Source organism: Streptomyces sp. NPDC006872, from assembly GCF_040635845.1.
Taxonomy (GTDB): Bacteria; Actinomycetota; Actinomycetes; order Streptomycetales; family Streptomycetaceae; genus Streptomyces.
The window spans coordinates 57,033-82,019 of record NZ_JBEYIL010000010.1 but is presented as its reverse complement, the minus strand read 5'-3'; the positions used below and the strand labels follow the sequence as shown (position 1 = coordinate 82,019).

Here is a 24,987-nt window from a genome sequence, read left to right as displayed (position 1 = left end):
TGCCCGGGGAGAAGCCGGTAGGAATACGTCCAGGTCGGGGTCAGGTCAGGGGTCAGGCGCTGCCCAGCTCCCGATCGAGCAGGTCGAAGATCTCGTCGGCGGAGGAGGCGGCGAGCGCCTCTCCGCTGAGGGCGGGCGCCGGGGCGTCGGCGTCGGCCGGGTCGCGCCACTTCCACAGCAGGGTCTCCAGCCGCCGGGTGACGGCCGCCCGGGTCCCGTCGTCGTCCGGCAGCCGGGTGAGGGCGTTCTCCAGTCGGCCGAACGCGACCGCCGCGGGACCGGCCGCCGTCGCCTCCTCCAGCCCGAGTTCGGTGACGAGATGGGCGGCGAGGGCCGCGGGGGTGGGGTGGCTGAACACGAGCGTCACCGGAAGCCGCAGGCCGAGGGCGGCGCCGAGCCGGCCGCGCAGTTCGATCGCCGCCATCGAGTCCAGGCCGAGGTCGCGCAGCGGCCGGTCCGCGGCCACATCGGACGCGGCATGGCCGAGGACGCCCGCGACCTGGGCGACGACCAGGTCGCTCATCGCGCGCTGCCGGTCCTCCTCGCCCAGCGCGCTCAGCCGCCGCAGCAGCGCCTCGCTCCCCGCGGTCCCCGGCTCGGTCCCTGACGCGGTGTCATCGGCCGGACGGGACGCAAGGGGCCGCAGTACCGGCACCGAACCGGCCTGCGCGGCGCGGGGCTCCCGCTCGGCGAGCGCGTCTTCGAGCCGGCCGGGCGAGACGGCCCGCAGGGCGAGGGAGCGCACGGTGAGGGCGAGTGCTCCGGTGTCGGTCGCGGCGGCCAGGGACAGCGTGTCCGGCGTGTCGCCGGCCGCCTCCAGCCGCACCCGCAGCGCGGTCGCACCGGGCTCGTGCAGGGTGACGCCGGACCAGGCGAACGGCATCCGGATCTCGCCGTCGCCTCCGGCGCCGGTCTCGGCGGCCATCGCGTGGACGGCCTGGAGGGCGGCGGTCAGGAGCATCGGATGCAGTCCGTAGCCGGCGGCGCTCTGGCGCAGTTCGGCGTCGAGGGCGACCTCCGCGTAGAGGGCGCCGCCGGACTTCCATACGCCGCGCAGCACTTGGTGGGCGGATTCCCCGGGGGCGGCGGGCGGCAGGGGCACGGGCACGGCTCCGGCCGGGGGCCAGAGGGCGAGGTCGTCCGCGACGTCGTCGGCGAGGTCGTCAGCGAGCGCGCTTTCGCCGTCGTCCTCGTCCTCGTGCTCGGGCGCGTGGTGCGGGGCCGGGGCGAGCAGGCCGTCGGCGTGCCGGGTCCAGGTGCCGGCCGTCTCCGGGTCGTCCGGGCAGGAGTGGACGGCCACGGGGTGGCGGCCGTCGGCCTGTGCGGCGCCCACCGAGACCTGGAGCTGCGCGCCGCCGCGCTCGGGCAACGGCAGCGGGGCGTGCAGGGTGAGTTCCTCGAGTGTGCCGAGGCCGGTCAACCGGCCTGCATGGAGGGCGAGTTCGACGAAGGCGGCACCGGGCAGGAGCGCGGTCGCCGGGGTCAGGTGCTCGGCGAGCCACGGGTGGGTGCGCCGGCTGACGCGTCCGGTGAGCACGACCCCGTCCGCGTCGGCCAGGTCGACGGCGGCGCCCAGAACGGGGTGCCCGGACGGGATGAGTCCGAGCGTCTGCGCGTCGGCCGCGCCGCCGGAGTCGCCGGCCAGCCAGTACCTCTCGCGCTGGAAGGCGTAGGTGGGCAGGCCGGTCAGCCGCGGCGCGGCGCCTTCGAAGGCGGCCTGCCAGTCGACGTGGACGCCGCGGACGTAGGCATGTGCGAGGGCGGTGGTGAAGCGGTCGGGGCCGCCGTCCCCGCGTCGCAGCGTGCTCAGGACCGCGGCCCGGGAGCCGGCCGACTCGACGGTCTCCAGGACGCCGGTGGTGAGCACGGGATGGGCGCTGGCCTCGATGAACGCGTCGTGGCCGGCGTCGAGCAGGGCCCTGACGGCCTCGTCGAAGCGGACGGTCTGCCGCAGGTTGACGTACCAGTACTCGGCGTCCAGGGCGGTGGTCTCCAGCGGGCCGCCGGTGACCGAGGAGTAGAAGGGGATGTCGGCGGCGCGCGGTGCGACGCCCGCCAGGGCCGCGAGCAGGGGTTCGCGGACCGACTCGACCTGCGGGGAGTGCGAGGCGTAGTCGACGGGGATGCGCCGGGCCCAGACGCCCTGTTCCTCGCTCCGCTCCACCAGTTCGGCCAGGGCGTCCGGGGCGCCGGAGAGCGTCACGGAGTGCGGGCCGTTGACGGCCGCGAGGGAGATCCGGTCGCCGTAGGGCGCGGTCAGTTCGGCGACGTCCTCGACGGACAGGCCGACGGAGGCCATCGCGCCCTTGCCCGACAGGTCGAGGAGGGCCTTGCTGCGCAGGGCGACGATCTTCGCGCCGTCCTCGAGCGAGAGCGCGCCGGCGACGCACGCGGCGGCGATCTCGCCCTGCGAGTGACCGACCACCGCGGCGGGCCGCACGCCGTGCGAGATCCACAGCTGGGCCAGCGAGACCATCACCGCCCACAACACCGGTTGCACCACATCGACCCGCTCCAGCCACGCGTCCGACTCAGAGCGCAGGACCGAGGTCAACGACCAGTCGGCGAACGGCGCGAGCGCCTCCTCGCACGCCAGGATCTGGGCGGCGAACGTGGGTGACGCCGTGAGCAGCCCGCCGGCCATCTCGGCCCACTGCGAACCCTGACCGGGGAAGACGAACACCGGACGGGCTCCAGACTGTGCCACCCCTACGGCGGCGTCGACCCCAGAGTCCCCGGCCGCCAACCCCGCAAGGGCCGTCAGCAACCCCTCCCGGTCGGCCGCCGTGACGACGGCCCGGTGGGCGAGCCCGGCCCGGGAGAAGGCCAGCGAGTAGGCGAGATCGGTCAGTTCCGCGCCGGTGGCGGCCGGCGCGGGCGGGGCCGCGAGATGGTCGGCGAGCCTGCGGGCCTGTGCGCGCAGCGCCTTGCCGGAGTGGGCGCAGAGCAGGAAGGGCAGGGCGCTGCCGGGGGCGTCGGCGGGGCGGGGTTCGGCCGGCTCCGTCGGCGCGGCGGGCGGCTGTTCGAGGACGACGTGTGCGTTCGTGCCGCTGATGCCGAAGGCCGAGACGCCCGCGCGGCGCGGCCGGCCGAGGTTGGGCCAGGCGCGGGAGGCGGTGAGCAGCGCGACGCTGCCGGCCGACCAGTCGACGTGCGGGGTCGGCCGGTCCACGTGCAGGGTCGCGGGCAGGACGCCCTCGCGCATCGCCAGCACCATCTTGATGACGCCCGCGACGCCGGCCGCGGCCGTGGTGTGCCCGATGTTGGACTTCACCGAGCCCAGATACAGCGGGACCTCCTCCGGCCGGTCCCGGCCGTAGGTGGCGAGCAGCGCCTGCGCCTCGATGGGGTCGCCCAGGGCGGTGCCGGTGCCGTGCGCCTCGACGGCGTCCACGTCGCGGGCGGTGAGCCGGGCGTCGGCGAGCGCCTGGCGGATGACCCGCTGCTGGGACGGTCCGTTGGGGGCGGTCAGGCCGTTGCTGGCGCCGTCCTGGTTGACGGCGCTGCCGCGCACCACGGCCAGGACGCGATGCCCGTTGCGTCGGGCGTCCGACAGGCGCTCGACCAGCAGCAGGCCGACGCCCTCGGACCAGCCGGTGCCGTCCGCGGCTTCGGCGAAGGCCTTGCAGCGGCCGTCCGGGGAGAGTCCGCGCTGCCTGCTGAACTCCACGAATCCGGTCGGGGTGGCCATCACGGTCACGCCGCCGGCCAGCGCCATCGTGCACTCGCCGCGTTGCAGCGCGCGGCCGGCCAGGTGCAGCGCGACCAGTGAGGAGGAGCAGGCCGTGTCGACGGTGAGTGCGGGGCCCTCCAGGCCGAAGGCGTAGGCGACCCGGCCCGAGAGCACGCTGCTGACGCTGCCGGTGAGCGCATACCCCTCCACGCCCTCCGGCAGCTCCCCGGCGCCGGACCCGTAGCCGCAGGCCGCGCCGCCGACGAAGACGCCGACGGCCTCGCCCTTGACCGAGGTCGGGTCGATCCCGGCGTTCTCGAACGCCTCCCAGGAGGTCTCCAGGAGCAGCCGCTGCTGGGGGTCCATGGCCAGCGCCTCGCGCGGGGAGATGCCGAACAGCGCGGCGTCGAACTCGGCGGCGGCAGTGAGGAATCCGCCCTCGCGTGCGTAGCTGGTGCCGGGGTGGTCGGGGTCGGGGTCGTAGAGCGCGTCGAGGTCCCAGCCGCGGTCGGCCGGGAACTCCGACACGGCGTCCACCCCGTCGGCGACGAGCCGCCACAGGTCCTCGGGTCCGCCGACCCCGCCGGGGTAACGGCAGGCCATGGCGACGATGGCGATCGGCTCGGTGTCCAGCGCTGTACCGGGTGCAGCCTCGATGTCGGCGGGCCGGGCGCCGGCCAGTTCGTCGCGGAGGAAACCGGCCAGAGCGGTCGGCGTGGGGTAGTCGAAGACCAGGGTGGCGGGGAGCTCCACCCCGCTGCTCAGGGTGAGCCGGTCGCGCAGTTCCACGGCGGTGAGCGAGTCGAAGCCGAGGTCGCGGAAGGCCCGTTCCGACGAGGGCGGTTCACCGGCCGGCAGGCCGAGTACGGCGGCGACCTCGCGGAGTACCAGGTCGAGCAGGATCCGCTGCCCCTCGCCCGCCGTGGCCGCGGCCAGCCTGCGGGCCAGCTCCGGTTCGTGGGTCGGCCTGCCGTCGGGGCGCGGGTCGGAGCGTTCGGCCAGGTAGGCGCGGGTCTCCGGCAGATCGGCGAGTTGGGCGCTGGGGCGCAGGGCGGTGAAGCGGCGCAGGAACTGCGGCCAGTCCACGTCCGCGAGGACGGTGACGGCCTCGGCGCGGGTCACGGCGCGCGCCATCAGGGCGACGGCGGCCTGCGGATCCATCGCGCGCAGTCCCCGGCGGGCCAGTTGCTCTCCGCTCTCGCCCGCCGCCATCCCGGCCCCGGCCCATGGGCCCCAGGCGACGGCGGTGGCGGTGAGCCCGCGGGAGCGGCGACGGCAGGCGAGGGCGTCGAGATAGGCGTTGCCCGCCGCATAGGCGCCCTGGGCTCCGCTCCCCCACACGCCCGCGATCGAGGAGAACAGAACGAACGCGTCGAGCGGACGGTCGCCGAACAGCGCGTCGAGGTGCGCCGCGCCGAGCACCTTGCCCTCGGTGATCCGTTGGCAGGCGGCGAGATCCGTCTCGGCGACGGTGGCGGCCTGGCCGATCCCGGCGGTGTGCACGACGGCCCGGATCGGCGGTCCGTCCGCCTCGACGGCGGCGACCAGCCGGTCCAGCGCGTCACGGTCGGCGACGTCGCAGGCGGTCACGGTGACGCGGACGCCGTGGGCGGTGAGTTCGGCGGTGAGCTCATCGGCCCCCGCCGCCTGCGGGCCCCGGCGGGCGGTCAGCACCAGGTGTTCCGCGCCGTGTGCGGCGGCCCAGCGGGCCACTTGGGCGCCGAGGCCGCCGGTGCCGCCGGTGATCAGGACGGTGCCGACGGGCGTCCAGCCCGTTTCCGGGCCGCGCTGCCCGGCGGCGCGCACGGCACGCGTGCGGCGCAGCCGGGGCACCCAGGCGCCCGAGGCGCGCAGCGCGATCTGGTCCTCCGTGCCGCCCGCGAGCACCCGGACCAGCCGGGACCACACCCGGTCGTCGGCGCCCAGCGGGACGTCGGCCAACCCGCCCCAGGAGGTGGGCAGTTCGAGCGCGGCGGCCCGCCCGAAGCCCCAGATCTGCGCGGCTGCGGGCTCGGGTACAGGCTCGTTGCCCACGGCCACGGCCCCTTCGGTCACGCACCAGAGACGGGCGGTGCGGCCCGCCTCGGAGGGCGTGAGGGCGATTGCCTGGACGAGGACCACTGTGTCGGCGAGCCAGGTGGTCAGCGCCGGGTGCCGGGGGTGCTGTCCCGGATCGCCGGTGAGCAGCGACACGATCCCGGCGACCGGGCCTGCCTCGCGGATCCGCTCGGCGAGTTCGTCGCGCTCCAGGTCTGCGGGGCGCAGCCGCAGCGTCTCGACCTGGGCGCCGGCCGCGGTGAGCGCATGGGCGCAACGGTGCGCGGGATCGGCGTCGGGGTCGGTGCCGGTGTCACCGCCGGTGTCGGTTGCCTCGGGGGTGCGGGTGATCAACAGCCAGGTTCCGGTGAGGCGTTGACCGTCCTGCGGTGCCGTCCAAGGCTGCCACGCGGTCTCATAGCTCCAGGTGTCCAGCAGGGTGCGCTCGTGCTGGAGGCGACGCCAGGAGGCGAGGGCGGGCAGCAGGTCGGCGAGCGAGCCACGCCGGGTCTCGTCGCCGACCTCCAGTGCATCGGCCACGTGGTCGGCGTCGCCGCGATCGACGGCCGCCCAGAACTCCGGGTCGGCGTCGGCCGGCACGGCGGGCGGGACGGCGACGGGGGCCGTCGGTTCGAGCCAGAAGCGGCGGCGCTGGAAGGCGTAGCCGGGAAGGTCGGTGAGGCGCGCTCCGGTGCCGGTGAAGAAGGCCGGCCAGTCCACCGGGACGCCTGCGAGATGCACGGCGCCGAGCGCGCCGACGACCGTCGCCGACTCCGCCCGTTCGGCGCGCAGCAGGGGCACTGCGGCGGTACCCGGCCGCGCGACGGTCGTCTCGCGGGCCATGGCGGTGAGGACGCCGTCGGGTCCCGCTTCGAGCAGCGCTGTCACCTGGGCGCTTTCGAGCGCCGAGACGCAGTCGGCGAAGCGCACCGGCTCGCGTACCTGACGTACCCAGTACTCCGGGTCGGTCAGTTCGCCGGCCTGGGCGATCCGGCCGGTGAGGTTGGAGAGGACGGCGGTCGTGGGCTCGCGGAAGGACACCGTCTCCAGGACGCGGCGGAACTCGTCGAGCATCGGCTCCATACGGGCGGAGTGGAAAGCATGGCTGACCGTCAGCCGCTTGGTCTTGCGACCCCGCCCCGCGAACTCCGCCGCCACCCGCAGCACCGGCTCCTCATCACCGGACACCACCACGGACATCGGCCCATTGACCGCGGCGACACAGGCTGCGGGGACGTCGTCCAGGACCGCGCGGACCTCGTCCTCGTCCGCCTGCACTGCCACCATCGCGCCACCCGTCGGCAGCGCCTGCATCAGCCGGCCCCGGGCCCCGACCACGACAGCGGCGTCGGCCAGCGACCACACCCCCGCCACATGCGCCGCCGCAAGCTCCCCGATCGAGTGCCCGAGGAGGAAGTCGGGCCGCACTCCGAAGGACTCCAGGAGACGGAACAGCGCCACCTCGACGGCGAACAACGCGGCCTGAGTGAACACCGTCTCGTCCAGCAGCCCATCGGGGCCCTCCGCACCCTCGGCGCCCTCCGCGCCTTCGGTCCCGAACACCACATCCCGCACCGAGTGCGTGACATGCCCCGCCAACTGCCGGTCCAGCTCGAACACCACCGCGTCGAACGCCGCCGCGAACACCGGGAAATCGGCGTGGAGTTCACGGCCCATGCCGACCCGCTGACTGCCCTGACCGCTGAACAGCAGCGCCAGCCGTCCCTCGGCCCGGGCCGGGCCCGCCGGCACACCGGGTGCGGTCTCGCCGCGGCCGAGCGCGTGCAGGTTCCGCAGGAGTTCGGCCCTGTCGACGGCCGTCAGCACGGCTCGTTCGGGCAGGGCGGCGCGGGTGGTGGCCAGCGTGTAGGCGACGTCCGGCAGGGCGGGGGCCGGCGTCGTTCCGAGGAACGCCGCGAGGTTGCGGGCCTGTGCGTACAGCGCCTCGGCCGTGTGGCCGGAGAGCACCAAGGGCAGCGCGGCTCGGCTCGCCGACGGCCGGTGCTCCGGCAGGTCGGAGGGCGGCGCGCAGTCGGAGGTCTGTTCGCTTTCGGGGGCCTGTTCCAGGACGACGTGCGCATTGGTGCCGCTGATACCGAAGGAGGAGACGGCGGCCCGGCGCGGGCGGCCGGTGACGGGCCACGGCGTGGCGTCGGCCAGCAGTCGTACGGATCCTGCGGACCAGTCCACGTGCGGGGTGGGCTCGGCGACATGCAGGGTGGGTGGCAGCACGCCCGCGCGCATCGCCTGGACCATCTTGATCACGCCCGCCACACCGGCCGCGGCCTGGGTGTGGCCGATGTTCGACTTCACGGAGCCGAGATAGACGGGGAGTTCCTCGGTCCGCTCCTGGCCGTAGGTCGCGATGAGGGCCTGGGCCTCGATGGGGTCGCCGAGCGCCGTTCCCGTCCCATGGGCCTCGACCGCGTCGACGCTCTGTGGCGACAGGCCCGCGTCGGCCAGCGCCTGCCGGATGACCCGCTGCTGGGAGGGGCCGTTGGGGGCGGTCAGGCCGTTGCTGGCGCCGTCCTGGTTGACGGCGCTGCCGCGCACGACGGCGAGGACGCGGTGTCCGTTGCGCACGGCGTCCGACAGGCGCTCCACGACCAGGACGCCGACGCCTTCGGCCGGTCCGAATCCGTCGCCGTCCGCCGAGAACGCCTTGCAGCGGCCGTCCGCAGCGAGACCGCGCTGACGGCTGAACTCGACGAACAGCCCGGGCTCCGCCATCACGGTCACGCCGCCGGCCAGCGCCATCGAGCACTCGCCGCCGCGCAACGCGCGCACCGCCAGGTGAAGGGCGACGAGCGAGGAGGAGCACGCGGTGTCCACGGTCACGGCGGGCCCCTCCAGCCCGAAGGTGTACGCGACCCGGCCGGAACCGACGCTCGGCGTGTTGCCGGTGCCCAGGTACCCCTCCAGTTCCTCGGGAGCCCGGTCGAGCCGGCCGGCGTACCCCTGGGCGACCAGCCCGGTGTACACACCGGTCCGGGTGCCGGCGAGGGCGTCCGGCGAGATCCCGGCGTGTTCGAGGGCCTTCCAGGAGGTCTCCAGGAGCAGCCGCTGCTGTGGATCCATCGCCAGGGCCTCGCGGGGGTTGATGCCGAACAGGTCGGCGTCGAACAGGTCCGCGTCGTGCAGGAAGCCGCCGGAGCGGGTGTAGCTCGTGCCCGCGTGGTCGGGGTGCGGATCGAACAGACCGGCGAGGTCCCAGCCTCGGTTGGCGGGGAACTCGGAGATCGCGTCCGTACCTTGTGCGACCAGCCGCCACAGGTCGTCGGCCGAGGCCACGTCCCCGGGGAAGCGGCAGGCCATGCCGATGATCGCGATCGGCTCGTGGGCGGCGGTCTGCGCCACCATGTCCTGTGCGGCGGCCTGCACCGGCTGCGCGCCGGACAGTTCGGAACCCAGGTGCCGGGCCAGCGCGGCCGGGGTCGGATGGTCGAAGACGAGGGTGGCGGGCAGCCGCAGCCCGGTCTCGGAGGTGAGCCGGTTGCGCAGTTCGACGGCGGTCAGCGAGTCGAAGCCGAGGTCCTTGAAGCCGCGGTCAGCGGCCACGGCCGTCTGGTCGCCGTGGCCCAGTACGGCGGCGACGTGCGTACGGACCAACTCCAGCAGTGCGCGTGAGCGTTCGGAAGGGTCGAGCGCCGCGATACTCCGCTGCCAGGCCGACCCGTCCGTCCCCACGCCGGTCTCCCCGCCGGCCGCCGCGACACGCCGGGTCGTCCCTCGGACGAGACCGCTCAACACGCCGGGCAGCGCACCCGCCCCGGCCAGGGTGCGCAGCGCGGCCGTGTCCAGCCGGAGCGGCACGGCGAGGGCGTGCGGGAGAGCACGGCCGGCGTCGAAGAGTCGCAGTCCGAGGTGCGGGGTGAACGGCAGGATGCCGCCGCGCGCCATCCGGTCCAGGTCGCCGCGCCCGAGGTGGCCGGTCATACCGGTGGCCTCTCCCCACAGGCCCCAGGCGAGCGAGGTGCCGGGGAGGCCGGCGGCCTGTCGGCGGGCGGAGAGTGCGTCCAGGAAGGTGTTCGCGGCGGCGTAGTTGGCCTGGCCGGGGCCGCCGAGGACTCCGGCGACGGAAGAGAACAGGACGAAGGCGGAGAGGTCGAGGTCCGCGGTGAGTTCGTGCAGGTTGACCGCTCCGTCGACCTTGGCGCGCAGCACCCGCGCCAACCGGTCCCGGGGCATGGACTCGATGAGGCCGTCGTCGAGCACACCGGTGGCGTGGACGACGCCGGTGAGGGGACGGTCGTCGGGGATACGCGTCAGGGTCGCGGCCAGTGCCTCCCTGTCCGCCGCGTCACACGCTTCAACGGTGACGTCGGCTCCGAGAGCCGTGAGTTCCGCCGCCAACTCCGCCGCGCCGGGGGCGTCCGGACCGCTGCGGCTGAGCAACACCAGGCTGCGGACGCCGTGTTCGATGACGAGATGCCGGGCGACCAGGCCGCCCAGGGTACCGGTGCCACCGGTGATCAGGACCGTCCCGTCCGGATCCAGCGGCCGGGGCATCCGCAGCACCAGCTTCCCCGTGTGCCTGGCCTGCGACATGAACCGGAACGCCTCCGGCGCCCGCCGCACATCGAACGACCGCACCGGCACCGGCTCCAGGGCGCCCGACTCGAACAACGGCATCAGCGCCGCGAACAGCTCCGCGATCCCGTCCGCGCCGGTCGCCTCGATCAGATCGAAGGCCTGATACGACACCCCGACCCAGGCGGACTCCACCTCCCCCGCATCCCGGACGTCCGTCTTCCCCATCTCGACAAACCGGCCGCCCTCGCCGAGCAGCCGCAGCGAGGCGTCCACGAACTCCCCAGCCAGGGAGTTCAACACGACGTCCACGCCCCGCCCACCACTGGCCGCCCGCACCCGCTCCTCGAAGTCGAGCGACCGCGAATCGGCGATATGGGCATCGTCCAGACCGAGGGAACGCAGCGTGTCCCACTTGCCACGGCTCGCCGTCGCGAACACCTCGGCACCCAGATGCCGGGCGATCTGCACTGCGGCCATCCCCACACCACCCGCACCGGCGTGGATCAACACCGACTCACCCGCGCGGAGTTCGCCCAGCTCCACCAGCCCGTAGTACGCCGTCAGGAACACCACCGGCACCGACGCCGCCTGCTCCCACGACCAACCGTCCGGGATCGGCGCGACCATGCGCTGATCGGCGACGGCGTGCGGACCGAACGCGTCCGGGAACATCCCGAACACCCGGTCTCCCACAGCGAATCCGGTGACCTCCGGGCCGACCTCGGTGACGACACCTGCGCCTTCGTTGCCCATCGACGCCGCGCCCGGATACATCCCCAACGCGATCAGCACATCCCGGAAGTTGAGCCCCGCCGCCCGAACGGCCACCCGCACCTGCCCCGCGCCCAACGGCTCCACCGCCTGCGGAGCCGCCCCCAACACCAGACCCTCCAACGTCCCCGAACCCGCCGACTCCAGCCGCCACACCTCCGACGACGGGACCAACGCCTCGGCGGACCCGCCGGTCCGTGCCAGCCGGGGGACGAGCAAGTTGCCCCCGCGGAGGGCGAGTTGCGGTTCGCCGCTGTGGACGGCGGCGTCCAGTGCCTCTGCGGACTGCTCGCTGTCGTCGGTGTCCACCAGGACGAACCTGCCGGGGTGCTCGCTCTGTGCCGTCCTGACCAGACCCCACACCGCCGCGTGGACGAGGTCGGAGACGACTTCGCCCGGGCCCGCGGCCACCGCACCGTGCGTCACCACGACGAGCCGCGAGACCGTTTCGGCCGTATCCGTCGCCCCCTCGCTCACCAGCCATTCCTGGATGCGCTCCAGCACGTCGGCCGTCGCACTCGCCACGGCGTCCGCGAGCCCCACGCCCGCCGGGGACGCCGTGGGCGGGCAGTCGAGGACGGTCGTACGGTCGGCGAGGGCGCGCGGCTGCTCGGTCGGCCGGGTCGGGGCCGGGACCCAGTCCAGGCGGAAGAGGCTGTCGGCCGTCTCGTCGGCCACGCGGGACAGCTGCTCGACCTCGACCGGCCGGAGAGTCAGGCCGTCCGCGGAGAACACCGGACGGCCGGTGCCGTCGACGGCGTCCACGGCCACGGAGTCGCCGCCATGGGTGGAGAGGCGGACGCGCAGCGACGACGCGCCGGAGGCCCGCAACCGTACGCCGCTCCAGACGAACGGCAGGCGGACCGCGGTGCCGTCGGCGCCGATGTCGGTCAGCGCGGCCGCCTGGAGCGCGGCGTCCAGGAGTGCCGGGTGCAGTCCGAAGCGGTTGGCGTTCTCCCGCTGCTCGGCGGGGAGAGCCACGTCGGCGTAGACGTCGTCGCCGAGCCGCCAGGCCGCCCGCAGCCCCTGGAAGGCGGAGCCGTAGCCGTAGCCGGCCTCGGCGAGGTCCGTGTAGAAGGCATCCAATGGGACGGGCTGCGCGCCGGCCGGTGGCCACGTCGTCGGCTCGAAGTCGGCGTCAACGGGTGTGGTGTGCTCGGGAAGGAGCAGGCCGTCGGCGTTCCTGACCCATTCGCGGTCGGTGCCGTCGTCCGGCCGGGAGAACACGGAGACCGTGCGGCTGCCGTCGGCGTTCGGCGCCGCGACCATCACCTGGAGCTGCACGCCTCCGTGTTCGGGCAGCACCAGCGGTGCTTCCAGGGCGAGTTCGTCGAGGATGCCGCAGCCGACGGAGTCGCCTGCGCGGATCGCCAGTTCCACGAAGGCCGTGCCCGGCAGCAGTACCGTCCCGGCGACGGCGTGGTCCCGCAGCCAGCCGTGCGAGGACAGCGACAGCCGTCCGGTGAGCAGGTAGCCCTGCCCGTCGGCCAGGGACACCGAGGCGCCGAGCAGCGGGTGCCCCTCGCCGATCAGCCCGAGCCCGGCGGCATCGTCGGCTCCGGCGGCGGATACATCGCGCAGCCAGTACCGCTGGTGCTGGAAGGCGTATGTGGGCAGGTCCACCGTCCCTGTGCCGGTCTCGGGCAGCAGTGGCCGCCAGTCCACCGACAGCCCCGCCGTGAACGCTTCGGCGAGTGCGGCGGTGAAACGGTCCAGGCCGCCCTCGCCCCGACGCAGCGTGCCCAGCACCACCGCATCAGCCCCCACCGCCTCGACCGAGCTCTCGATCGGCGTCGTCAGCACAGGGTGCGCACTGACCTCGACGAACGCATCGAAACCCTGAGCCAGGAGCAGGCGGACGGTGTCCTCGAAGCGGACCGTCTGACGAAGATTCGTGTACCAGTACCCGGCGTCCAGAGCGGTCGTCTCCAGCCGCCCGGCCGTCACCGTCGAATAGAACGGAACCGTCGCCGCCACCGGCTCGATGCCCGCCAGATCCGACAACAGCCGCTCACGAATCGACTCCACCTGCGCCGAGTGCGAGGCGTAGTCCACCGGAACCCGCCGCGCCCACACACCCTGGGCCTCACAGGCCGCGAGCAGCTCGTCCAGCGCGCCGCTCTCACCCGCCACCGTCACCGACGACGGACCGTTCACCGCCGCCACCGACACCCGACCACCGAACTCCGCCAGCAACACCTCCACATCGGCCACCGGCAACGACACCGACGCCATACCGCCCGACCCGGCCAGCTCCAGAATCGCCCGGCTCCGCAACGCCACGACCCGCGCCGCATCCCCCAACGACAGCGCCCCGGCCACACAGGCCGCCGCGATCTCCCCCTGCGAATGACCCACCACCGCCGCCGGCACCACACCCACCGACCGCCACAACTCCGCCAACGACACCATCACCGCCCACAACACCGGCTGCACCACGTCGACTTGGCCCAGCCACTCATCCGACTCAGAGCGCAGAACCTCGGTCAACGACCAGTCCACGAACGGCCCGAGCGCCTCCTCGCACTCCCCCAACCGCACCCCGAACACCGACGACGACTCCAACAACTCCGCCGCCATCCCCACCCACTGCGACCCCTGACCCGGAAACACCAACACCGGCCGACTCACCGAACGAGCCGACCCCGCCACCAACGCCTCCAACCCCGACACCAACTCACCCCGACCCGCCGCCAGCACGACACCCCGGCACTCCAACACCGAACGCCCACCGACCAGAGCACGCGCCACCCCCGCCAGGTCGACGTCCTCCCGCTCCCCGACGAACCTCGCCAACCGCTCCGCCTGCGCCCGCAGCCCCGCCTCAGACCGCCCCGACACCACGAACGGCAACAGTGAAGGCACAAGGACCATGGGCGGCGCGCTCGGCACCGCTTCGGTGTCCGGGGCCTGCTCGATGATCACGTGTGCGTTCGTGCCGCTGATCCCGAAGGAGGACACGCCCGCCCGCCGCGGACGGCCGGAGTCGGGCCACTCCCGCGCTTCCGTCAGCAGTTCGACCGCGCCCGCCGACCAGTCGATCCGGGTCGAGCGTTCCTCGGCGTGCAGGGTCCGCGGGAGCGTCCCGGCGCGGATCGCCTGGACCGTCTTGATGAGGCCCGCGACGCCGGCGGCGGCGCCGGTGTGGCCGATGTTCGACTTGACCGAGCCGAGCCAGAGGGGGTGGCCCGCGGGGCGGTTCTGGCCGTAGGCGGCGAGGAGGGCCTGTGCCTCGATGGGGTCGCCGAGCGCCGTGCCCGTGCCGTGCGCCTCCACGGCGTCCACGTCGGTGGCCGACAGACCGGCGTTCGCCAGCGCGAGCCGGATGACCCGCTGCTGCGAGGGGCCGTTCGGCGCGGTGAGGCCGTTGCTCGCGCCGTCCTGGTTGACGGCGCTGCCGCGGACCACCGCGAGCACCTGGTGGCCGTTGCGCTCGGCGTCCGAGAGGCGCTCCACCAGCAGGACGCCCACGCCCTCGGCGAGGCCCATGCCGTCGGCAGTCTCGGCGAACGCCTTGCAGCGGCCGTCCTCGGCCAGTCCTCGCTGGGCGCTGAAGCCGAGGAACTGGCCGGCGGAGGCCAGCACCGTGACGCCGCCGACGAGGGCCAGCGAGCATTCGTCGCCGCGCAGCGCCTGGACGGCGAGGTGGAGGGAGACCAGCGAGGACGAGCAGGCGGTGTCCACGGTCACGGCGGGGCCTTCGAGGCCGTACAGGTAGGACAGGCGGCCGGAGACGACGGCGGCGGCCGTGCCGGTGGTGAGGTGTCCGGCGTATTCGTCGGGCACCCGGCCGGATGTCCAGCCGTACTCCAGGTTGTTGGTGCCGATGAACACGCCGGTCTGGCTGCCGCGCAGGGTGGCGGGGAGGATGCCGGCGTGCTCGAACGCCTCCCAGGAGGTCTCGAGGAGCAGTCGCTGCTGCGGGTCCATCGCCAGCGCCTCGCGGGGCGAGATCCCGAAGAAGGCGGCGTCGAAGCCGGCGGCGTCGGTGAGGAAGCCGCCGGAGGCGGTGTAGATGGTGCCGGGGTGGTCGGGGTCGGGGTGGTAGAGCCGGTCCAGGTCCCAGCCGCGGTCCTGCGGGAGCGGGCCGATGGCGTCCGCTCCCCGGTCGACGAGGTCCCAGAGGTCCTGCGGTGAGGCGACGCCGCCGGGAAAGCGGCAGGCCATGCCGACGATCGCCACGGGTTCGGTGGTCTGGGCCGCGGCCTCGAACGCCTCGATCCGCTGCTGTGCCTCGTGCAGTTCGGCCGTGGCCCATTTCAGATACTCGCGAAGGGTCTCTTCATTGGCCACAGCAGCAGTCCTCCGGTACTGGGGTCGCGGTGTTCTTGGGGCCGGTGTGGCTCATGGGGGTCATCTGGGTCATCCGGCGGGGGTGTTGCGGCGCAGCCGGGTGTTGATGAACGCGAGCATCTCGTCGTCGGAGGCGGCTTCCAGTTCCTCGGCGACGCTGCGTTCGGCGGGCGGCCGGGGGCCGGTGTCCGAGTCGGTGGCGGTGGCGGTGGCGGTAGTGGTGGGGGTGGCGGTCCAGGTGGCCAGGAGCGTCTGGAGCCGTTTGGTGATGCTGGCCCGGTCGGTCTCGCCGACGGCGGCGGAGGCCAGTCCGGTGGCGAGGGCGTCGATCCCCGCGTGGACGGAGGCCGCGCCCGTCATGCCGTCCTCCAGCAGTTCGGCGAGGAGCAGGTCCACGAGGGCGAGGGGGGTGGGGTGGTCGAAGAGGAGCGTGGCCGGCAGGTTGAGGCCGGTGAGCCGGTTGAGCCGGTTGCGCAGGTCGATCGCGGTGATGGATTCGAAGCCGAGTTCTTGGAAGGCGCGGTCGGGAAGGATCTCGTCCAGGGAGTCGTGGCCGAGGGCCGCGGCCGTGTGGGCGCGTACCAGTTCCAGCAGGCGGTGTGCGCGCTCCGGGGCGGTCAGTTCGGTCAGTTCGCGGCGCAGGTCGTCGGCCGCGTCGGCGGCGGTGCGCGCTTCCTCCGCCAGGGCGGTCAGGGCGGCGCGGGCCTCGGGGAGGGTGTCGATCAGTCGGCTGGGGCGCTGCCCGGTGAAGGCGGTGGTGAAGAGCGGCCAGTCGACGTCGGCGACGGTCACGCAGGTGTCGTCGTGGTCCAGTGCCGCCTGGAGTGCGGCCAGGGCGTGCGCCGGGTCGAGCAGGCGCAGGCCGCCGAGGCCGATCCGCCGGACGGCGCGGGCGGCTTCGGGGTCGTCGCCGGCCGGTGTCTCGGCCAGCAGGTCCCAGACCGGCCAGGCCACCGAGAGGGCCTGGCGGCCCTGTGCGCGGTGCTGCTGTGCGAGGGCGTCGAGGTGGGCGCAGGCGGCGGCGTGGGCGGCGTGTTCGCCGCTGCCCCAGAAGGCGGCCACCGACGAGAAGTGCACGACGGTGTCCAGTTCGGCGGGGTCGAGGAGTTCGTCGAGGAGCCGGGCGCTGTGCGCCGTGTCGGCGAGGACGCGGGCGACCGCGGCGGGGTCGGTGTCGCGCAGGGGGGCCAGGCCGGGGTCGCCTGCGGTGTGCATCAGGGCGGTGATCCGGTGGCCTTCGGCGCGAAGGCGGTCCAGCAGGTCGGTCACTTCCTGGCGGTCGGACAGGTCGCAGTCGGCGAAGGTGAGCCGGGTGTCCGAGGCGCCGACGTCCGCCTGGAGTCGGGCGGGCGCGTCGGGGTCGACGCGGCCGGTCAGGACGAGGTGTTCGGCGCCGCGCTCGGTCAGCCAGTGGGCGATGCGCGTCTGGAGCGGTCCGGTGCCGCCGGTGATCAGGACGGTGCCGGTCGGCCGCCAGTCCCGTACGGCGTCGGTGGTGGGCAGTGGCGCGCGGACCATGCGGCGTACGGAGGTCCCGGCGGCGCGCAGGGCCAGTTGGTCCTCGTGTGCCGCGTTGGTGAGGGCCTGGCGCAGCCGGTCGACGTCAGCCGCGGTGAGGTGTTCCGGGAGGTCGACCAGACCGCCCCAGCGGTCGGGCAGTTCCAGTGCCGCGACCCGGCCGAGTCCCCAGAGGCGGGCCTGGTCGGCGTCCCGGGGTGCGGGTTCGGCGCCGTCGACGGCGACGGCGCCGCGTGTGAGGCACCACAGCCGTGTCTCGGCGTCGAGGTCGGCCGCGGCCTGGGTGAGCAGCAGTGTGCCCGTGAGACCTGCCGCGACCGTCGGGTGGTGCGGGTCGGCGGTGGTGTCGAGGCCGAGGAACGAGAGGATCCCGATCGGGCGGCCGGGGCTGTCGGGGCTGTCGGGAATTTCGAGCAGGGCTGCTTCGAGGCTGTCGGCCAGCCGGGTCCGGTCGGTGCGGGTGGGGTCGACGGTGACCGTGGTGACCGTCAGACCGCGCTCGCGCAGAGCCGTGACCAGGTCGGCGATCTCGCCGTCCGCCGCGCGGGCCGCCGGTACGACGGCCAGCCAGGCGGTGGGCGCGGCGGGGTCGGTGGGCAGGTCGGGGGCGGGCTGCCAGACGGCGCGGTAGCGTCGGCCGTCGGCCGTGCGCTGCTCGTGAGCACGACGACGCCAGGAGCGCAGGGCGGGCAGGACCGTGTGCCACGGTTGTCCGTCGGGGGCGTCGAGCAGGTCGGCGAGTGCCTGCGGGTCCTCGGTGTCGACCAGTTCCCAGAAGCGGGTCTCGGTCGCGTCGCCGCTCGCGCCGGGCGTGTCGGCCGGGCTGCTCGCCGGGTCGAGCCAGTAGCGCCGTCGGTGGAAGGGGTAGGTCGGCAGGTCGACGGCGGCGGGCCGCGGGCCCGGGAACAGGGTGGTCCAGTCGGGTGCGACGCCGAGGACGGCGGCCTCGCCCAGGGAGAGCAGGAAGCGTTCCAGGCCGCCCTTGTCGCGGCGCAGGCTGCCGATCACCGCGTGGTCCGCGCCGAGGGACGCCGCCGTCTCCTGGATCGGGGTGACCAGGGTGGGGTGGGGGCCCAGGTCGAGGAAGGCGTCGTGGCCCTGCTCCAGCAGGCCGCGGACGGTCTCCTCGAAGCGGACCGTCCGACGCAGGTTGGTGTACCAGTACTCGGCGTCCAGCTCCGTGGTGTCCAGCGGGCCCGCGGTCACCGTGGAGTGGAACGGCACCCGGCCGGCGGCGGGTTCGATGCCGGCGAGGTCGGTGAGGAGCCGGTCGCGGATCTTCTCGACGTGGTCGGAGTGGGAGGCGTAGTCCACCGGGAGGATCCGGGCGCGTCCGGCTTCGGCGGCCAGGGCGCGGACGGCCTCGGGCTCTCCGGAGACGACGACCTGGCCGGGGCCGTTGGCCGCCGCCAGGAACAGTCGGCCGCCCATCGTCGCGATGCGCTCGGCGGCCTCCTCCTGTGACATGGCGAGCGAGACCATCAGGCCGCTGTCCGCGAGGTCGAGGAGCGCCTTGCTGCGCAGGGCGACGATCTTGGCGCCGTCCTGGAGGGTGAGCGCGCCGGCGACGCAGGCTGCCGCGATCTCGCCCTGGGAGTGGCCGACGACGGCGGAGGGCCGCACTCCGTGGGCGCGCCAGAGTTCGGCCAGGGAGACCATCACGGCCCACAGGGCGGGCTGCACCACGTCCACCCGTTCCAGGGCGCTGCCCTCGGGGTCGCGCAGCACGTCGGTGAGCGACCAGTCGACGTACGGGGCGAGTGCCGTCTCGCAGCGCGCGATGTGCTCGGCGAACAGGGGGGCGTCCGCGAGGAGTTCGGCGGCCATTCCGGGCCATTGGGATCCTTGGCCGGGGAAGACGAACACGACGCGTTCGCGCGTGGGGCCGGAGCCCTCGGCGGTGCCGGGGCGCGCCTCGCCCGCGGCGAGGCCGTCCAGCGCGTGCAGCAGTGCGTCCCGGTCCGGGGCGACGGCGACCGCGCGGTGGGCGAGCACGGTGCGGGTGGTGGCCAGGGAGAACGAGACGCCGGCCGGGTCGAGTTCGGGGTGCTGCGCGAGGTGGTCGCGGAGTCGTCCGGCGACCGTGCGCAGGCCGCGCTCGGTGCCGGCGGAGAGAAGGTACGGCAGCGGTGCGCCGGAGCTCTCGGGTGCGGCTGTGTCCGGGCGGGCGGGCTCGGTGGGCGCCTGCTCGACGATCACGTGTGCGTTGGTGCCGCTGATCCCGAACGAGGAGACTCCGGCGCGGCGCGGCCGGTCGGTGTCCGGCCAGGGAGTCTGCTCCGTCAGGAGTTGGACCGCGCCGCCGGACCAGTCGATGTGCGGTGAGGGCGCATCGACGTGCAGGGTCTTCGGCAGAGTGCCGTGCCGCAGTGCCATGACCGTCTTCACCAGGCCCGCCAGGCCTGCGGCGGCTGCCGCGTGTCCGAGGTTGGACTTGACCGAGCCGAGCCGCAGCGGCCGGTCGGCGGGCCGGTCCCGGCCGTAGGCGGCGATCAGCGCGTGGGCCTCGATCGGGTCGCCGAGCGAGGTGCCGGTGCCGTGTGCCTCCACCGCGTCCACCTGGTCCGGCGTCAGGTCGGCGTCGGCGAGGGCGAGTCGGATGACGCGCTGCTGGGCCAGTCCGTTCGGGGCGCTCAGACCGTTGCTGGCGCCGTCCTGGTTGACCGCGCTGCCGCGCACGAGCGCCCACACCCGGTGCCCGTTGCGGCGTGCGTCGGAGAGCCGTTCGAGGAAGAGGACGGCGGCGCCCTCGGACCAGCCGGTGCCGTCGGCGGCCGCGGCGAAGGACTTGCAGCGGCCGTCCCCGGCCAGCCCGCGCTGGCGGCTGAACTCGACGAAGCCGGTCGGGACGGCCATGACGGCGACGCCCGCGGCCAGGGCGGCCTCGCACTCGCCGCGGCGCAGTGCCTGGACGGCGAGGTGCAGCGCGACCAGCGAGGAGGAGCAGGCGGTGTCCACCGTCACCGCCGGGCCGTGAAGCCCGTAGGTGTAGGCGAGTCGGCCGGACAGGACGCTGCCCGCGCTGCCGGTCAGCGCGTAGCCCTCGGCGCCGTCCGTGGCGCGCGCGCCGGTGCCGTAGCCGGAGGGCGAGCCGCCGACGAAGACGCCGGTGGCGGTGCCCTTGAGCGCCGCCGGGTCGAGTCCGGCCCGCTCGAACGCCTCCCAGGAGGTCTCGAGGAGCAGCCGCTGCTGCGGGTCCATGGCGAGCGCCTCGCGCGGCGAGATCCCGAAGAAGCCGGCGTCGAAGTCTGCGGCGCCGGCCAGGAAGCCGCCGTGGCGGGTGTAGGAGGTGCCGGGGTGGTCCGGGTCCGGGTGGTAGAGCCGGTCGAGGTTCCAGCCCCGGTCGGCCGGGAACGGGCCGATGGCGTCGGCGCCGTCGGCGACCAGCCGCCACAGGTCCTCCGGGGACGCGACGCCGCCGGGGAACCGGCAGGCCACGCCGACGACGGCGATCGGCTCGTCGGAAGGGGTCCGGGCGGTCCGGGCGAGCGGGACGGGCCGGCCGTCGGCCGCCTGCTCGCCCGCCAGTTCCTCGCACAGGTGCGCGGCCAGCGCGGTGCACGTCGGGTGGTCGAACACGGTGGTGACGGCGAGCGGGAAGCCGGTCAGCGCGCTGAGCCGGTCGCGCAGGTCGATGGCGGTGAGCGAGTCGAAGCCGAGGTCGCGGAAGGCACGGTCGGCGTCGACCGCCTGCGGTGAGCCGTGGCCGAGCACCTGGGCGACCTGGGTGCGCACCGCGTCCAGGGCGAGGGCGGGCCGGTCGTCGGGCGGAGCCTCGGCGAGGAGGCGGCCGAGGGCGGAGTCCCCCGGGGTCGGGCGCGCGCCGCCGGCCGCGGGCGCTGCGGCGGCGGCCGGGGCGAGTGCGCCGAGGAGCGGGCTGGGGCGCAGCGCGGTGAAGGCGGCGGTGAACCGCTCCCAGTCCACGTCCGCCACGGCCACCGCCGCCTCGGGGCGCCCGACGACGTGGGCGAGTGCGGCCAGCGCGTCGTCGGTGGCGAGCGGGCGCAGGCCGCGCCGGGCCAGCCGCTGCACATCGCGTTCCGCGCCGACCATGCCGTCCTCGGCCCAGGGCCCCCAGGCGATCGACGTGGCGGCCAGTCCGCGCGTCCGACGCTGCTCGGCGAGCGCGTCCAGGGCGGCGTTGGCGGCGGCATAGGCGCCTTGGACACCACCGCCCCAGACCCCGGCGATCGAGGAGAACAGCACGAAGGCGTCCAACGGGCGGTCGCCCAGCACCGCGTCGAGGTTCGCCGCGCCGACGGCCTTGCCCGCGAGGACGTCCGCGCAGCCGCGCGGGTCGGTGTCGAGGACGGCGCAGTCCTGGGCCAGCCCGGCGGCGTGCACGACGGCGCGGATCGGAGCGCCGTCCGCCTCCAGGTCTGCGACGAGCCGGGCGAGCGCGGCCCGGTCGGCGAGGTCGCAGGAGGCGACGGCGGTCCGGGCGCCGAGCTCGGCGAGCTCGGCCACGAGCCGCTCGACGCCGGGCGTTTCGGCGCCGCGCCTGCTGACCAGCACCAGTTCGTCGGCACCGCGTTCGGCGGCCCAGCGGGCGACCCGGGCGCCGAGCCCGCCGGTGCCCCCGGTGACGAGGACCCGGCCGGCGGGCTGCCAGTCGGCGTACGAGCCACCGGTCGGCGCGGCGGACAGCCGCCGTACCCAGGGGCCGGCGGCGCGCACGGCGATCTGGTCCTCGCCGCCGTCGGCGATCATCGCCGTCGTCCGGGCCCAGGTCTGGGCGTCGGGCGCGTCGGGCAGGTCGATCAGGCCGCCCCACAGGGCGGGGTGCTCCAGCGCGACGGTGCGCCCGAGGCCCCAGACCTGGGCCTGTTCGACGTGGCGCAGCGGGTCGGAGGGGCCGGTGGTCACCGCGCCCTGGGTGAGGCTCCACAGTCTGCTGTTCAGCCCGAGGTCGCACAGGGCCTGCACGAGCGCGAGCGTCGCGGCCATGCCTCGGCTCAGCTCCGGGACGTCGAGGTCGGGCCCTGTCTCACGGCTCAGGAGCGAGACGACGCCCGTGAGGTCGGTGAGGCCTGCGTGCTCGCGCAGGCGGGAGGCGAGTGCCTCGCGGTTCAGCGCTCCGGGCGCCGGCTCGACGGCGAGGTGTTCGACGCACGCGCCACGGTCCTCGAGGGCCTGCCGGCAGGCCGCGGCGAGCCCGGACTCGTCGGCGTGGGACGACAGCAGCAGCCAGCGGCCGGTCAGCCTGCCGGTCGGCGGTTCGGCGACCGGCTGCCACCGGATCGTGTAACGCCCCGCCCCGGGGGTCGTCGCTTCGGCCCGGCGGGCGGGGTGCTCGGTCGTGAGCCAGTAGTGCTGCCGCTGGAAGGCGAAGGTGGGCAGTTCCACCCGTCGGCCGCCGCGTGCGGCGAGGATGCCGGGCCAGTCGATCCGGATCCCGGCGGTGTGCAGGGCGGCCAGGGCGGTGGTCGCGGTGCGCGTCTCGGGGTGGTCGCGGCGCAGCAGCGGCACGACGGTGGGCTCCGCCTGGTCCGGCCGGGGGGCGAGGGTCTCGCGCGCCATCGCACCGGCCACGCCGTCGGGACCGAGTTCCGCGAAGGCGGTGGCGCCCTGGGCGAGGAGGGCCGCGACGCCGTCGGCGAAGCGGACGGGCTCGCGTACCTGGCGCACCCAGTAGTCCGGGTCGGTCAGTTCGGCGACTTCGGCGATCCGGCCGGTCACGTTGGAGATCACCGGGAGCTGGGGGGCCGCGTACGGGACACCCTCCAGGACCGTGCGGAACTCGGCCAGCATCGGTTCCATGCGGGCCGAGTGGAACGCGTGCCCGACCTTCAGTCGCCGGGTTCTGCGCCCCTGCGCCGTGAAGTGGGCGGCGATTCGCAGCACGTCGGCCTCGTCGCCGGAGAGCACCACGGACGTCGGCCCGTTGACGGCGGCGACACAGACTGCCGGGACGTCGTCCAGGACCGTGCGGACCTCGTCCTCGTCGGCCTGCACCGCTGCCATCGCGCCGCCCGTCGGCAAGGCCTGCATCAGCCGCCCGCGCGCCGCGACCACGACAGCGGCGTCGGCCAGTGACCACACCCCGGCCACATGCGCCGCCGCAAGCTCGCCGATCGAGTGCCCGAGGAGGAAGTCCGGCCGCACGCCGAAGGACTCCAGCAGGCGGAACAGCGCCACCTCGACGGCGAACAGCCCCGCCTGCGTGAACACCGTCTCGTCCAGCAGCCCCTGCGTGCCCTCGGCGCCCTCGGCCCCGAACACCACATCCCGCACCGAATGCGTGACGTGTCCCGCAAGCTGCCGGTCCAGTTCCAGGACGGCGGCGTCGAACGCCTCCGCGAACACCGGGAAGGCGGTGTGGAGTTCACGCCCCATCCCGGCCCGCTGACTCCCCTGACCGCTGAAGAGCAGCGCCAGGCGGGCGTCGGGGCGGACGTTGCCCAGCCGGACGTCCGGCGCGGGAGTGCCGTCGGCCAACGAGGCCAGCCCTGCGACGAGTTCGGCTCGGTCGGCGCCAAGGACGGCGGCGCGGACGTCCAGCGCCGAGCGCGTCGCGGACAGCGAGTACGCGAGGTCGAGCGGTGCGGACTCCGGGTGCGCCGCGACGTGGTCGAGCAGTCGGCGGGCCTGGGCGCGCAGTCCCGGCTCGGAGCGGGCGGAGACGAACCACGGTACGAGGCCGCCGTCCGGGCGGGGGTGCGTATGGGCGTCGCGAACCGCCGCCGGTGTGCCCTGTTCGACGACGACGTGTGCGTTGGTGCCGCTGATGCCGAAGGAGGAGATCGCGGCGCGCCGCGGGCGGCCGGTCTCCGGCCAGGGGCGTGCCTCGGTCAGGAGCTCCACCGCGCCCGCCGACCAGTCCACATGCGGCGTCGGCTCGTCCACATGCAGCGTTGCGGGCAGCACTCCGTGCCGCATCGCCATGACCATCTTGATCACCCCGGCCACGCCCGAAGCGGCGGCGGAGTGGCCCAGGTTGGACTTGAGCGCGCCGAGCCACAGCGGCTGGTCCGGGGCACGGTCGCGGCCGTAGGTGGCCAGCAGCGCCTGGGCCTCGATCGGGTCGCCGAGCGTGGTGCCGGTGCCGTGCGCCTCCACCGCGTCCACCTGGTCCGCGGTGAGCCTGGCGTTCTCCAGCGCCTGTCGGATCACCTGCTGCTGCGAGGGCCCGCTGGGCGCGGTGAGTCCGCTGCTGGTGCCGTCCTGGTTGACGGCGCTGCCGCGCAGCACGGCGAGCACCTGGTGGCCGTTGCGCCGGGCGTCGGCCAGCCGCTCGACGAGGACGACGCCCACGCCCTCCGACCAGCCGGTGCCGTCGGCGGCGGCCGCGAAGGCCTTGCAGCGGCCGTCGGGCGCCAGGCCGCGCTGGCGGCTGAACTCCACGAACAGCGCCGGGTCGGACATCACCGTCACCCCGCCCACCAGCGCGAAGGAACACTCGCCGGACCGCAGGGCCTGCGCCGCCAGATGCAGGGCCACCAGCGAGGACGAGCACGCCGTGTCCACGGTCACCGCCGGCCCCTGGAAGCCGTAGGTGTAGGAGAGCCGCCCGGACAGGACGCTGGAGACGTTCCCGGTCATCGAGTAGCCCTCGACGGCCTGCGGCAGGTCGCGTGGGTTGTCGATGTACCGGGTGGCGCCGGCCCCGACGAAGACGCCGGTGCGGCTGCCCCTCAGCGCGGCCGGGTCGATCCCGGCCCGCTCGAAGGCCTCCCACGACGTCTCCAGCAGCAGCCGCTGCTGCGGATCCATGGCCAGCGCCTCACGCGGCGAGATCCCGAAGAAGCCGGCGTCGAACTCGGCCGCGTCGTGGACGAAGCCGCCTTGGCGCACATAGCTCTTGCCCGTCGCGTCGGGATCGGGGTCGTAGAGGTCCTCGACGTCCCAGCCCCGGTCGGCCGGGAAGTCGGAGATGACGTCGGCCCCGGACGCCACCAGCCGCCACAGGTCCTCGGGTGAGCGCACGCCGCCCGGGAACCGGCAGGACATGGCCACGATCGCGATGGGCGCCCGGCCGTGCGCCTCGACGGCGGCCAGGCGTCGCCTGGTCTGCTGGAGCTCCTCGGTCACGCGCTTGAGGTAGTCCCGCAGCTTCGCTTCAGTGCCGGTCTCGTTCATCGTCCACGCTTTCCAGAGGGTGGCGGGGTCCGGGTCGGTCGGCGGCCGGGTCTTCGGGCGCTTGCGGGCGCGGTCGGCCGGGC

2 protein-coding genes are annotated in these 24,987 nt (G+C 74.6%); both read right to left on the bottom strand.

All coding sequences use genetic code 11. The features are described from left to right. Window positions 1–52: 52 nt before the first annotated feature. Complete coding sequence (locus tag ABZ725_RS28155; protein WP_358805338.1) at window positions 53–15,307, bottom strand: type I polyketide synthase; 15,255 nt, start codon at window positions 15,305–15,307, stop codon at window positions 53–55. A gap of 69 nt (window positions 15,308–15,376) precedes the next feature. Further along, the gene (locus ABZ725_RS28150) at window positions 15,377–24,904 is read right to left on the bottom strand and encodes a type I polyketide synthase (protein WP_358805337.1); all 9,528 of its coding nucleotides are present in this window, start codon (window positions 24,902–24,904) and stop codon (window positions 15,377–15,379) included. Window positions 24,905–24,987 lie beyond the last annotated feature (83 nt).